At 67.7% G+C, this 13,743-nt stretch carries 10 protein-coding genes; 5 read left to right on the forward strand and 5 right to left on the reverse strand.

Annotated elements, in window-relative coordinates; all coding sequences use genetic code 11:
* The first annotated feature begins 18 nt into the window (after window positions 1–18).
* Entirely contained in the window at window positions 19–1,506 is a 1,488-nt protein-coding gene (locus AC5Y5V_RS12810; protein WP_499935282.1) for a cellulase family glycosylhydrolase, read from the forward strand.
* A gap of 96 nt (window positions 1,507–1,602) precedes the next feature.
* Complete coding sequence (locus AC5Y5V_RS12815) at window positions 1,603–1,932, forward strand: hypothetical protein (RefSeq protein WP_499935285.1); 330 nt, start codon at window positions 1,603–1,605, stop codon at window positions 1,930–1,932.
* A 306-nt stretch (window positions 1,933–2,238) separates the two neighbouring features.
* On the opposite strand, the gene dapE is transcribed toward AC5Y5V_RS12815, so the two are convergent.
* The gene (dapE, locus tag AC5Y5V_RS12820; protein ID WP_499935288.1) at window positions 2,239–3,303 is read right to left on the reverse strand and encodes a succinyl-diaminopimelate desuccinylase; all 1,065 of its coding nucleotides are present in this window, start codon (window positions 3,301–3,303) and stop codon (window positions 2,239–2,241) included.
* 86 nt (window positions 3,304–3,389) lie between these two features.
* Here dapE and dapD point away from each other — a divergent pair, with 86 nt between their 5' ends.
* Window positions 3,390–4,343, forward strand: a complete 954-nt coding sequence (gene dapD / locus AC5Y5V_RS12825; protein ID WP_499935355.1) for a 2,3,4,5-tetrahydropyridine-2,6-dicarboxylate N-succinyltransferase — start codon at window positions 3,390–3,392, stop codon at window positions 4,341–4,343.
* A 227-nt stretch (window positions 4,344–4,570) separates the two neighbouring features.
* On the opposite strand, the gene AC5Y5V_RS12830 is transcribed toward dapD, so the two are convergent.
* Complete coding sequence (locus tag AC5Y5V_RS12830; RefSeq protein ID WP_499935357.1) at window positions 4,571–5,836, reverse strand: MFS transporter; 1,266 nt, start codon at window positions 5,834–5,836, stop codon at window positions 4,571–4,573.
* Between the two features lie 239 nt (window positions 5,837–6,075).
* Here AC5Y5V_RS12830 and AC5Y5V_RS12835 point away from each other — a divergent pair, with 239 nt between their 5' ends.
* The gene (locus AC5Y5V_RS12835; RefSeq protein WP_499935290.1) at window positions 6,076–6,300 is read left to right on the forward strand and encodes a hypothetical protein; all 225 of its coding nucleotides are present in this window, start codon (window positions 6,076–6,078) and stop codon (window positions 6,298–6,300) included.
* A 5-nt stretch (window positions 6,301–6,305) separates the two neighbouring features.
* Here the strand turns inward: AC5Y5V_RS12835 and AC5Y5V_RS12840 are convergent, their stop codons facing one another.
* From AC5Y5V_RS12840 to AC5Y5V_RS12850, 3 genes are all read right to left on the reverse strand, one after another.
* Window positions 6,306–7,703: an acyl-CoA synthetase gene (locus AC5Y5V_RS12840; protein ID WP_499935295.1), complete on the reverse strand. Its 1,398-nt coding sequence runs from the start codon at window positions 7,701–7,703 to the stop codon at window positions 6,306–6,308.
* A gap of 67 nt (window positions 7,704–7,770) precedes the next feature.
* Window positions 7,771–8,580: an esterase/lipase family protein gene (locus AC5Y5V_RS12845; RefSeq protein WP_499935360.1), complete on the reverse strand. Its 810-nt coding sequence runs from the start codon at window positions 8,578–8,580 to the stop codon at window positions 7,771–7,773.
* Window positions 8,577–9,485, reverse strand: a complete 909-nt coding sequence (locus tag AC5Y5V_RS12850) for an alpha/beta fold hydrolase (RefSeq protein ID WP_499935297.1) — start codon at window positions 9,483–9,485, stop codon at window positions 8,577–8,579. The genes AC5Y5V_RS12845 and AC5Y5V_RS12850 overlap by 4 nt, the downstream gene beginning before the upstream one ends.
* 1,055 nt (window positions 9,486–10,540) lie before the next feature.
* Here AC5Y5V_RS12850 and AC5Y5V_RS12855 point away from each other — a divergent pair.
* Entirely contained in the window at window positions 10,541–13,306 is a 2,766-nt protein-coding gene (locus AC5Y5V_RS12855) for an AAA family ATPase (RefSeq protein WP_499935299.1), read from the forward strand.
* Window positions 13,307–13,743: the final 437 nt, after the last annotated feature.

Genomic DNA, 13,743 nt, shown 5'->3' on the forward strand with positions numbered 1-13,743 from the left:
TCACTGTTTCCAAAAGTGATGCGTATCCGCCCCTTCCGCGCGGCCTGCCTCGTCGCGGCATGCCTGCTGCTTGCGGCGCTGAATACCGCGGTCGCAGCCCCACGGATGCGGCTGACGGCGGCCACCGCGCCGACACTGCCGATCGGGCACTTCGGGACGTGGATGACCGACGCCGACGGGCGCGTGGTGGTGCTGCATGGCCTCAACCAGGTGTACAAGGTGCCGCCATACGAGCCCTCCGCCGACGGATTCGGCGACGACGACGCCGCATTCCTTGCCGCCAACGGCTTTAACGCGATGCGGGTGGGTGTCATCTGGGCCGCCGTCGAACCGCAGCCGGGCAGCTACGACGACAACTACCTCGCCTCGGTCGCGCAAACCGTGCAGACGCTGGCGTCACACGGTGTGCTCAGCCTGCTGGACTTCCATCAGGACCTGTTCAACGAGGCGTTCCAGGGCGAGGGCGCTCCGGCCTGGGCCGTGCAGACCGGCGGCCTGCCCAATCCCCAATTGGGCTTTCCGGCCAACTATTTCGCCAACCCCGCCCAGGATTTCGCCTGGAATTCGCTGTGGCGCAACGCCCCTGGCCCGGACGGCGTCGGACTGCAGGACCACCTGGCCCAGACCTGGGCGCACGTCGCGGCCTATTTCCAGGGCAAGCCGGGCGTTTTCGGCTACGAGATCCTTAACGAGCCGTGGACGGGCCTGGTGTGGGAGCCGTGCGCCAACCCCGTCGTGGGTTGCGTCCTCAACGACGCCAAGCTGCGCTGGCTCTACAACCGGGTGGTCACGGCCATTCGCACCACCGACCCCACCACGCTGGTGTTCTACGAGCCGAACGTGTTGTTCAGCCAGGTGATCCACACCGACGTCGGAACGGTGCGGGACGCCAACGTGGCCTTCTCCTTTCACGACTACTGCGCGCTGCTGACGGTGTTGCAGAAGAACGTCACCTGCAGCCAGCAGGACCGCGCCGTCTTCAACAACGCCAAGACCTACACGGGCTTTCGTCAAATACCCGCACTGTTGACCGAGTTCGGTGCGACCAACGATCTGGCGAACCTCGCGGGGGTGTTGCGCCGGGCCGACGAGGACCGCACAGGCTGGCTGGAGTGGGCCTACACCGGCCACGACAAGACCAGCTCGTCGCCCAACGACCAGGCGCTGGTGTTCGACCCCAGCCAGCCGCCCACCGGCAGCAACGTCAACATGCCCAAGCTCGCGGTGCTCGCCGCGCCGTACCCGCAACTGGTGGCGGGCACACCGAGCCAATGGTCGTTCTCGTCGGGCACCTTCAAGCTGTCCTACTCGACCCGACGGGTCGACGGCCGGGGCAGCTTCGCCCCGGGCTCGCCGACCGTCATCTCGACCCCGGCCGTCGAGTATCCCAGCGGGTATCACGTGACGGTGCAGGGCGGGCAGGTGGTCTCGGCGCCCAACGCGCCCCTGCTGACCGTCGCGGCGAACGCCGGCGCGGACACCGTCGACGTCACCGTCACGCCCTGAGCCGAGCAAATCAACTTGTTTCCCCTTGCTGGGACTAGGGAACACCAGCAATCATGTAGCTGACGCACGCCGTCTGGTGGATATTGGGGGAACGCTATGCGCAAGCAGGGGAAAGCCGCAGCACTGGTATTGGCAGCCGCCGCGGGCACGGTGCTGGCCGTGTCGCCGGTCGTGAGCGCCGGTCCCGACGGAGGGGTGTGCGCCCGCTTGAACGGGGTCCCGTTCTACATCCCCCCGGAGGGCTACATGCCCAAGCCGGGCGAGGTCATCACCGGCCCCGTGCACGCGGGTCCCTGCCCCAATTCGCCGGCGACCAACTCGCCCGCGCCCAATTCACCGAAGCCGCCGAAGCTGCCCACCGACCCGCCGAATGCTCCCTCCACATCGAGTCCCACCACCGAACCGCCGGCGGAACCTAGCCCCTAGAGCTACTCCCGTCGCGTGCCCGTGTCCGTGCGCGGTTGTACGGCGACACGCCGGCCTGACTGGCATTTTGTGCACCCTCGCGGCGGCCCGGGCCGTCGCTTGCCCGGCGAGGGCGCTCAAATTTGCCTGAAATTGCGGGTGTGGCCTCGAATTTGGGGACTGTCGCCGCGGCGCCGCGTTGGTCTCACAAGTCCCAGGCGTCACAAGAAAGTCGGCACAAGGCTTTCAGCCCGCCGAGCGTGAATTCCCTGCGAAATCACCGCGGTTTTGTCGCAGCCAGTTCACGTTCGGCGCAGCGGGCAGGCCCTACCGGCTCAGGTATCCGCGCAGCATCGCCACGGCCGCGGTGATGTTGGCCACCGGCACCCGCTCGTCGCGCTTGTGCGCCAGGTTGGGGTCGCCGGGGCCGTAGTTGACGGCCGGTATCCCCAGCGCGGCGAACCGGGACACGTCGGTCCAGCCGTACTTCGCGCGGACCTGCCCACCGGCGGCATCCACCAGCGCCCCGGCCGCCGGCCGGGACAGGCCGGGCAGCGCGCCCGCCGCGGAATCGGTCAGCTCGATCCGCACGTCCAACCCGTCGAACACGTCGTGCACGTGCCGCAATGCGGCGTCGGGCGAGCGGTCGGGCGCGAAGCGGAAGTTCACGGTCACCGACGCCGCGTCGGGGATCACGTTGCCGGCCACCCCGCCGTCGATCCGCACGGCCGACAAACCCTCGCGGTAGATGCAGCCGTCGATGTCCACGCTGCGCGGCGAGTAGCCCGCCAGCCGGTCCAGCACGGCGCCCAGCTTGTGAATCGCGTTGTCGCCCAACCATGACCGCGCCGAGTGCGCGCGAGTGCCGGTCGCGCTCAACAACACCCGCAGCGTGCCCTGGCAGCCGGCCTCGATGTAGCCGGCGGTGGGCTCGCCCAGGATCGCCACGTCGGCGCTGAGCCAGTCCGGCAGCTCGCGCTCGATGCGGCCCAAACCGTTTGCCGCGGATTCGATTTCCTCGCAGTCGTAGAACACCAGCGTCAGGTCGTGCACGGGTTCGGCGACGGTGGCGGCCAGATGGAGGAAGACCGCGTCGCCGGATTTCATGTCCGCGGTACCGCAACCGTGCATTTCGCCGTCTTCGATGCGACTGGGCAGGTTGTCGGCGATCGGCACGGTGTCCAGGTGTCCGGCGAGCAGCACGCGCGTCGGCCGTCCCAGCGACGTGCGCGCCAGCACGGCATTGCCGTTGCGGATGATCTCGAAGCCCGGCGCCTGGGCGCGCAGCGCGGCCTCCACCTCGTCGGCGATACGCTCCTCGTCGCGCGATTCGCTGGGGATGTCGACGAGCGCCGCGGTCAGCGCAACGGGGTCCCCACGCAAATCCAGCACGGCACCAAGTATGCCGAGCAGACGCAAAAGCGCCCATTCTGGGCCGAAACAGGGGGCTTTTGTGTCTGCTCGGCGGGGAAAGTAACCTGACCGCCGTGACTGGAGCTGCAGGTATCGGACTGGCGACGCTCGCCTCCGACGGATCGATCCTCGACACGTGGTTCCCCGCACCGGAACTCACCGACTCAGACACCAGCGCTACCACGCGGCTGGCGGTTTCCGACGTCCCCGCCGAGCTGGCCGGCCTGATCGGCCGCGACGACGACCGCAACACCGAGGTCATCGCGGTCCGCACGGTCATCGGCTCGCTCGACGACGTCGCCGCCGACGCGCACGACGCCTACCTGCGGTTACATCTGCTCTCGCACCGGTTGGTGGCGCCGCACGGGCTGAACGCCGGCGGCTTGTTCGGGGTATTGACCAATGTGGTGTGGACTAATCACGGCCCCTGCGCGGTCGACGGCTTCGAAGCCACCCGCGCCCGGCTGCGCCGCAACGGACCGGTGACCGTATACGGCGTCGACAAGTTCCCGCGCATGGTCGACTACGTCCTGCCCACCGGGGTGCGCATCGCCGACGCCGACCGGGTGCGCCTGGGCGCGCACCTGGCGCCGGGCACCACCGTGATGCACGAGGGCTTCGTCAACTTCAACGCCGGCACGCTGGGCGCGTCGATGGTCGAGGGCCGCATCTCGGCGGGCGTGGTCGTGGGTGACGGCTCCGACGTCGGCGGCGGCGCATCGATCATGGGCACGCTGTCCGGCGGCGGCGAGCAGGTCATCTCTATCGGCAAGCGCTGCCTGCTCGGCGCCAACGCCGGCATCGGCATCTCGCTGGGCGACGACTGCGTCGTCGAGGCCGGCCTCTACGTCACCGCGGGCACCAAAGTCACCATGCCCGACGGCAAATCCGCCAAGGCCCGCGACCTCTCCGGCGGCAACAACCTGCTGTTCCGGCGCAATTCGCTGACCGGGGCGGTCGAGGTGGTGGCCCGCGACGGTCAGGGCATCGCGCTCAACGAGGACCTGCACGCCAACTAGCGCGAGCGCGGACCACGCGGCGTCGCGGCGAGAGTCCCCAAATTCGAGGCCTCACCCGTAATTTCCGGCAAATTTGAGCGCCCTCGCGGGACGCGAGGCGCCGGGCCAGCGCAGCTTCTACCCGCCACGGGTGTGTACTCGCCGAGAGTGAATTCCCTGCGAAATCACGGCCGTTGTTTCGCAACCAGTTCACGTTCGGCGGGCCAAAAAAGCGAAAGTGCCCAAGACTAGCGCGGGCGCAGCGCGGTCCCGTTCGTCTCCGGCAACAGATACGTGCACACCAGGCTGGCCGCCGAGAGGGTCGCGAGCATCAGGCCGATCGCCCAACTGCCGTAGGTCGCCAGCAGCGTTCCGGCGATCAGCGGCGGCATCGCGCTGCCGACGATCCCCGCGAAGTTCTGCGCCAGCGCCGTTCCGCTGTAGCGGTAGCGGGTGGCGAACAGCTCGGGGATGAACGCGGCCGTCGGTCCGCAGCCGATCGCCGCGACGCCGCACATGCCGACGATCGCGACCGCGTACAGCAGCGGCTTGCCGGTGTTCAGCAGCGGCATCACCGCGAATGCCCACGCCAGGCAGCCGGTCCAGCCGACGAGCATCATGCGCCGGCGTCCCACGCGGTCGCACAGAAACGCGGACAGCGACATGAACGTCATGCTCGCGACGCCGCCCAAAGCGCCGACGGACCAGATGAAGTTACGCGAATACCCCAGGTGGGAGTGCGCGTAAATAGCGAGGTAGGTGTTGGCCATGTAGATGAAGCCCAGCGCGCCCAGGATGCTGCCCGCGGCCAGCGCGATCTCGCGGCGCTGCAGCCGCAGCAACTCGGCGATCGGCGCGTCGGGAACCAGGTTGCGGGCCTTTTCCTCGGCGAACACGGGGGTCTCGTCGATGCTGAGCCGCACGTAGAACGCCAGCGCGATCATCACCCCGCTGAGCAGGAACGGCACCCGCCACCCCCACTGCAGGAACGCGGAGCTGCTCTCGCCGATGGTCAGGTTGACGCCCAGAAACGTGCCGCTGCTCAGCACCGCCCCGATTCCACCACCGATCAGGGTGAACATGCCGTAGCGGCCGCGTTTGTCGGGCGGCGCGTACTCGGCGCTCAGCAATGCCGAGCCGGCCCACTCGCCGCCGACGGCGAATCCCTGCATCAGCCGCAGCGCGACGAGGATCAGCGGCGCGGCCGCGCCGATCGCCCCGGTGCTGGGCACCAAGCCCACGCCCACGGTCGCGACGGCCATGATCGCCAGCGTGGCGATCAGCGTCTTCTTGCGACCCAGCCGATCCCCGAAGTATCCGAAGACGGCCGCGCCGAGCGGCCGCGACAAGAACGCCGTCGCGAACGTCCCCATCGACGCGATCGCCGCGACACCCGGGCCGAGGTGTGGAAAGAACACCGCGGGGAACACCAGGGCCGCCGCGGTGCCGTAGATGAGGAAGTCGTAGTACTCGATGGCATTGCCGACCAGGCAGGCGGCGGCCACCCGCTTCATCGGCGTGGCGGCATGGCCGACGGTCGTCACAGCGGAGTCACTGGTTGTCGGGCTGGGCTGTAGCGGCACACCACCACGCTAGGTGAGGTCGCTCGGGTTTGCCCGTCCGGAAGCCTGGCAAATTCCTGCGCGTTCGTTGCCAATTTGACAACCTTGGTTGACAGTATCTGGGCGTCCGGCCTACCGTCGCAATTGTCAACCAGATATGACAAATGAGACTCGAACGAAAGGAGCCGGAAATGTCCAGGATTCGTACCTTGTCGGCGGGAGTGCTCTGCGCCGTTGGCCTGTCGCTGGTCGGAGCGGCGGCCGGGCCGGCGATAGCCAACGCGGCCCCGGGCGGGCCCGTCGCGCCCCCGATGCGGCCCGAGCCGCCGCCGACGCACCCGATCTACCACTACACCGACGACCTCACCCACCCGGTCTGGTCGGTCACGCACCCCGTCTCGGCACTGGCGCCGTAACGGGCTCAGCCGTCGCTCAGCAGCTGCTTCTTGAGCACCTTGCCCATCGCGTTGCGCGGCAGCGCCTGGACCAGGCGCACCTCGCGCGGCCGCTTGTGCACCGAAAGCTGTTGTGCGACATAGTTGATTAGGCCGTCTGGGTCGGCGGATCCGACGACGAATGCGACGATCCGCTGACCCAGATCCTCGTCGGGCAGCCCGACGACGGCCACCTCGTCGACGTCCGGATGCCCCAGCAGCGCGGTCTCGATTTCCCCTGCGCCGATGCGGTATCCGCCGGACTTGATCAGGTCCACCGACTCGCGCCCGACGATCCGGTGCATGCCGCCGGCGTCGACGACCGCAACGTCTCCCGTTCGATACCAGCCGTCCGCGTCGAATGCGTCGGCGGTGGCCTCCGGACGATTGAGGTAGCCGTCGAACAGCGTCGGGCCCCGAACCTGAAGCTTCCCAACGGTTTCCCCGTCGTGCGGCACCGGGGCGCCGTCGTCGTCGACCAGCCGGGTTTGCACGCCGGCCAGCGGCAGGCCCACCCACCCGGCACGCCGCTCACCGTCGGCCCGGGTGGACAACGTGATCAGCGACTCGGTGCTGCCGTAGCGTTCGACCGGCTGGTGCCCGGTGAGCTCGGCCAGCCCGTCGAACACCGGCACCGGCAACGCCGCGCTGCCCGACACCAGCAGCCGCGCGGGCCGCAGCGCCTCGGCGGCCGCGCGGTCGCCCACCACCCGCGACCACACGGTGGGCACCCCGAAATACAGCGAGCCGCCAGCACCCGCGTATCCGGCCGGCGTCGGTTTTCCGGTGTGCACGAAGCGATTTCCCACCCGCAGCGACCCGAGCAGGCCCAGCACCAGCCCGTGCACGTGAAACAGCGGCAGCCCGTGCACCAGCACGTCGTCGGCCGTCCACTGCCAGGCCGCAGCCAGCGCGTCGAGGTCGGCGGCGATCGCGCGCCGGCTCAGTTGCACGCCCTTGGGCAGCCCGGTGGTGCCCGACGTATAGATCACCATCGCGGTGGCGTCCGGCGACGGCTCGGGATAGCGATGCCAGGAGCGGGCATGCAGCCGCACCGGGATGTGCGGCAGGCCGTCCGTTTGCTCGGGTACCGGCCCCAGCCACGCCTGCGCGCCGGAGTCGGTGAGCATGTGCCGGCGTTCGGCGACGCCGATGTCGGCGGGCACCGGGACGACGGGGACGCCGGCGATCAGGCAGCCCACGATCGCCAGCACGGTCGACGCGGTGGGTGTGGCCAGCACGGCGACCTGCTGCGCGCCGCCGACCCGCTCGGCCACCGACGTCGCGGCGCCGACCAGGTCGCTGCGGCTCAACGTGACGCCGTCGATGCTCACCGCGTCACCGGTGTCGGTGGCGGCCGCCGGGTTCAGGGAGGCTAACAGCACGGGAGCGAGGCTACCCGGGCGCCGATGGCGTCCAACGTGACGCTGGCCGCACGTTCGGCGCCGAACGTCAAGCCGGCCGCACACTCGGCGACGGACGTGCGGGCCACGCAGGCGCGTCCGCCAAGCGATACAGCGGCCGCAGCACCGACGGCGGCCGGAACGGCGCCCACTGCCCCGCCGGCTGCGCCAGCCGGTCCGCGATCGCCCACACCACGGCCGCGTTGTGGCCGTAGCCGATGTGGCTGGCCAGCACCGCGATGTTCTCCGCGCGCGCCGACGGCCGCTCGAGACACGCCCGCCAGGCGACCATGCCGTCGAACCGCGAGTAGATCGACGTCGCCGGCACCGGCAATGCTTCGGCCTCGGATGCCAGCGGCAGCGGGGGCCGCTCGACGTGCAGGTGCGAAAAGCGGTTGAAGCTGCGCGCGGCCCGGGACTGGCGTTCGTGTTCCATCGCGAACGGACTGCCCAGCGTGATCACCTGACGCACCTGCGACGGGTCCCGACGCGCCAGCGTGCGCGCGAAGATGCCGCCCAGGCTCCAGCCGATGAGGCTGACCGGGGCGTCGTAGCGGGTGTGCAGCTCGTCGAGGCGCGCGGCCATTCCGGCGACCGCCTTGGCCGTCGGGCCGATGTTGCGGCCCAGCCCCCAGCCATGCGCCCGATATCCCAGCCGGCGCAGGATGCGGCGCAACGTCCAGGTGGAGCCGTCGGCGGCGAGCAGACCGGGCAACACCAGGACCGGGTGCCCGTCGCCCGTCGGCAACTTCCGGTGCAGCGGCAGCGCGCTGACCAGCACCCCGTACTCGACCACTGCGCGCGGTATGTCACTGAGGTAGAGGGGCAGCGACGGCACCTGCTCGGCCACGGCTATCAGCCCCGCTCGTCCCAGACCTTGATCAGCGTGGACAGGATCTCCTCGCCGCGGCCCAGCCCGGCCAGGTGGCTTTCCTCCGGCAAATGGAACAGCTCGGCGTCGGGCAGCCGGGACACCACGTGCTCGCCGTGTGAGAACGGGATGATGTGGTCGTGGTCGCCGTGCCACCACTTGATCGGCACCTTCACCTCGTCGAGGCGGAAGCCCCAGTCCTTGGCGAACAGGATGACGTCGTTGAACGGCGCGGCCAACTGCTTGCGGCTGCCGTTGAGCAGGTCGTCGAGGAACATCGCCTTGAACTCCGGGCGGGTCAGCAGATGCCGGTCGGCCTCGGGCGAGACCATGGCATACAAGATCAGGGCGGGCGACGCGACCGGCCGGATCGACTGGATCAGCAAGCTCGCGCCGATCCGCAGCGGGTTGCCGCCGAACTTCAGCAGCGGCGCCACCCGCAGGCCGAGCGTCATGGCACCGCCGCTGATCGCGTCGGGCCCCTGCGTGGGCGCCACGCCGCCGAGCACCGCGACCGCCACCACCCGGTCGGGCAGCTTCGCGGCGCAGGCCAGGCTGTAGGGACCGCCGCCGGAAAGGCCGACGACGGCCATCTTGTCGATTCCGAGCGTGTCGGCGATCGTCCGCAGGTCGTCGGCGAAGGCCGAGATGGTTTCGTACCGATGCGGCGTCGACGAGCCGATGCCCGGCCGGTCGACGCCGATCAGCCGGATGCCGTTGTCTTCGGCGTAGACGCGGGCCTCGGTCGGGATCTGCCGGCGGGCGCCCGGGGTGCCGTGCAGCCAGAAGACGGCGCGCCCCTGCGGGTCACCGAACTCGGCGAAGCTGATCTGGCGGTCCTCACCGACCGCGATGTTTCCTTCGAGCTTGGGGCGGGCTATCGCGATGACCATGCCGAGCAGCATTGCATGTGTGGACGCCGCGGTAAAACGTTTCTGGCTTATGCCCTGCCGGACGTTCGCCCGTGGTAACGCGGTCGACGTGGGCGAAGAAGTGTCAGCACCGCGTCGAGCTGCAGCCAATGCCCGATGCCATCGGCGAGCATCACCACCTCGGCGTCGGGATCACTTCGGCACAGCGACCAGCCATATGGGCACCCATCGGTTGCGGTGAACGTAGCGGCCATTGAGGAAGCGGACGACCTTTGCCAGATCGACTGCGAGTCATAGGGATTGAACGGATAACCGTGGATCAGCAGTAAGCGGCGCCACGACTTCCCGCTACCCAAGGCGAGCAGTTGCTGCGCTCCGCAGCCACGCCGACAGGACGACGGCGTCAAATCGAAACACTGTGGTCAATCCCTTTCCGGCATAGTAAGTCAGTTGTCCTGCAAGGCGGATCGCGCGACGCTTCGGAGCACCGACAACAATGCATTATCGCGAAATACCATGGAGCACAGCATTTTTAGTCTCTGCTGGCGCACCGGTCATGCACTGTGAATCTGCTGCGATCTGACGTGACGCGCGTGCAGGGCCAACGCGCGATTTGGTGAATATCGTGAGTGCACCGTCTGCGAAGCATGTTTTGTTAATGTGTATCGCCTTGAGGCGACGGGAACGAGCCGTCATCCAGCCTGAGAAGGAGAGCGGCGGTGCTTGCTCACGGGTCGCATCGACACGGTTCGTCCGGGAATCACCTGCCTGAGCTCAGGAAATGGCGATAATGTTAGCTGCGTGGATCCGCGACGGGTGCTCACGCGCCACCAATGGGCGCTGCCGCTCAATGGAAGCCACCGGTTCTTTGACGGCGTGTGCCCAGCGTCGCGATGGTCGAACATCAAGCTTGAGCACCACTACCGGCATGTCTCCCCAATGACAATGAAAATTGTTGCGGCAACTCACAATTTGACCAGTCATCGCCGTCTTGTGCGCAAACATTCAGTCCGCGAGATGCGCTCGCCGACGTGCAACGGGCGCCCACTCCACGTGATCACCGAAGCGGGCTAAGCGTGTCCACGTTTTCGGCCGAACCGAACCCCGGTGGTGACCGGTTGATCGATCGGGTCGATGAGCTGGCCACCATGGAGTCGTTCCTCGACGATGGCGGCTCGTGCGGCGGCCTGTTGCTGAGGGGTGATGCCGGGGTCGGCAAGTCAATGCTGGTACAGGAGCTATCGGAACGAGCGGCCGCGCAGGGTAGACGGGTATTGCGATGCAGCGGAGTCAAAGCGGAGGCCGCCTTCGTGCTGGCGGGGTTAAGCCAGCTCGTCTATCCGCTGCGGGACTTCATGGGCGCCCTTGGGGTCGAGGATCAGCGCACCTTGCAGACCGTACTGGGCGTGTCGTCGGATAAGGCGCCATCGGTTAGCGGGCTGACCTTTGCTTTGCTAAACCTCTTGACAATGGTCGGTGAGGCTGAGCCGCTGCTGGTGGTTCTCGATGATGCGCATTGGTTCGATGACGTCAGCGCGCGGGTGATTGCGATGGCCGGCCGGCGGCTCGACGTGGCCACGGTGAGATTGATTGGCGCGTGCCGCAATGAAGTTCCTAACCCGCTGTCCGAAGGAGGATGGCCACAGCTGCTGCTGGGTCCGTTCGGCGCCGAGCACTCTGCGAGCTTTCTGGACGAACTCGGAGTCGACCTAGCACCGCCAGCCCGTCGTGCGGTGCTCGAGCAGGCCGCAGGGAACCCGCTGGCGCTGGCCGAACTCTCTAGGTGCGCCCTGAAGAACGCGTGGACCCCCGAAACACCGTTGCCGCTGACTCAGCGCCTGGTCGCAATCTTCGGCGCCAGGCTGAAGGACCTCGACGAGGCCGCGAAGACTGAGCTCCTTCGTGGGGCCCTCGATGGGGCAGCGTCCGCCGGTGTCGCGAGTGCACCGCCGCGGACCCGCTACGTGATGCAGGGCGTAGAGGCTGCCGTCGAGTCCGGCATCCTGATGATCGACAGCCGCGGTGAAATGGTGTTCAGGCATCCGCTGGTCCGGGCCGCGGTGATTCAAGCGTCGACCGCTGCGCATCGCCGCGCTGCTCACGCATTTCTCGCTGACCTTTATCCCGATGACGTGGTACGGCACGGCGCACACCTTGCCGATGCCACCGTCGGTCCGGATCAAGCGGTTGCCGATGCCCTCGTCAGGGCAGCCGAAGTCACGATCCGGCTCGGCGGTGCACGGCAGGCGGTTCGGTCCCTCCGTCGCGCCGCCGAATTGTGTGTGCGACCGCGACGACGAGAGGAACTGTTGGCAGATGCAGCCTTCGTCGCGTTGCAAGCCGCGCAACTTGACGAGGCCGAGCAGCTGCTCGCCGATGTGGATCTGGGGACGCACGCGTCGGGAACGGCGGTGCTTACCTCGTCTTTCATCTCGCTGTATCGCTACGGCGACCTGACCACGGCCCATCAGCGGCTCGTCGAGCGATTGCAATCCGCTGATGACCTGAACGGCGAAACCCTCACCCGAATGGTCAACTTGCTGCTCGCGGCCAACATGTTCACCGGGGATCCGGATCAGTGGAGAGTCACCGACAGCCTCGTGAACTCTCTGGCCAGCCGGCTGGGCGAGTTGACTCTGATCTACCGGGACGCGTGGGCCGATGCCGCGCGCCGCGGCCACACCGTGAGAGAACGGCTGAACCTACAGCTGAATCGGCTGCCGGAGTTGGAACCTTGGGATGTGATGCGGCTTGCCCTCTCGGGCTATTACGTGGACCTGATCGACGATTTTCGCTCGGCTTTGGCCCGTATCGTCGACCGCGAAATCCATGGCGGTGCTGCCACCATCGCGCTCGCGACGCTTGCGCTGGTCATGGTCTACCAAATGGCGGCTGGTCAGTGGTCGGAGGCGCTTCGCTCCGGCCAACGGGGTGTCTCGCTGTGCAGTCAGCATCGCTACGACCTGTTCGGCTGTCAGTTCAGAAGCTATCTAGGTTTGCTGGCAGCATTCCGGGGCGATCTGGTGCGGGCGCGCGAGCTTGCCGCGGAGGTGCGGGTTTGGGCCGAGCCGCGGCGCGTGGGCTTCTGCGTGGGCAACGCCCAGCAGATCGCGGTCCTGTGCAGTCTTGCCGAAGGTGATTATGAATCGGCCTATCTGCACGCCACCGCAATCTCCGCAGCCGGCGAGTTCCCGCCGTACTCGCTGCACGCGCCCCGTACCTTGCTCGATTTGGTCGAGGCAGCCGTACACACGGACCGGTTAGACGAAGCGCGCCGCCATCTGCAGGCGGCGGAAGATCTGAAATTTGCTCTCGCCACACCCCGACTGGCCATTGCGACGGGCGCTGCAGCGGCCTTGTGCGCCTCGGGCGAGCTGGCGCCCGCACTGTTCGAAAAGGTGCTACAGCACCCCTCGATCACTTCCTTCCCGTTCGAACACGCCCGTGTTCGCCTGGCCTACGGGATGCGCCTTCGCCGTTTGCGCCACTACGGCGCCGCTCGGGTGGCGCTGAGTGCGGCGGCGGAAATCTTCGCTGGCTTGGGTGCGCAACCGTGGGTCCAACGGGCACGCAGTGAACTTCGCGCCGCGGGCACCGCAGTGCACCACTCTCCCGCTGGGGGCCCTGCTCCGCTCAGCGCGCAGGAACGTCGTATCGCCGAACTGGCCGCAAAAGGACTGACTAACAAAGAGATCGCCAGGCAGTTGAGTCTCTCGCCGCGGACCGTTGGTGCGCACCTATATCGGCTCTTCCCAAAGTTGGGCATCACCAGACGCGCGGGATTGCATGACGCTCTCGCTGCCCTCGATGCTGCAGCTAACACGATTGAGTCATCTGACTGATCCCGGCTCGCCCGCTAGGCGCCACCCTTTTCAGGTCACCGCGAGACAGCGGGGATCAAGGTCAAGGAGCACCAGATGGCGCACGCGCGGACACAGGTGGCGTTCATCCGAGGGCTATGGCTGCACTCACGTGTCGCGCGAGCCCAGGGCTTGACCATGCAGCGCTGGGCAGCGGTAGAGGAAGCTTCGTCCGGCGCGGCGGTGCTCCACGGACCAGACCCAGCAACCGCGGTCGCAGCCCTTTCCGACGGCAACCGACGGCGCGTCCACCTATGTCCTCTACGCCGACGAGGCGCCTCGTCGTGATGAGTTGCTGATTGCGGTGGGCGCGATGGAGCGACCGTGCGTTAGCGCCGCGGAGAGCCTGGACAGGGCGGACGTCGGCGCGGTTTCCGACAACGTGTCAGTTCACCACCTGCAAAAGCTTCGCATCACCG

The organism is Mycobacterium sp. NGS68, from assembly GCF_059812195.1.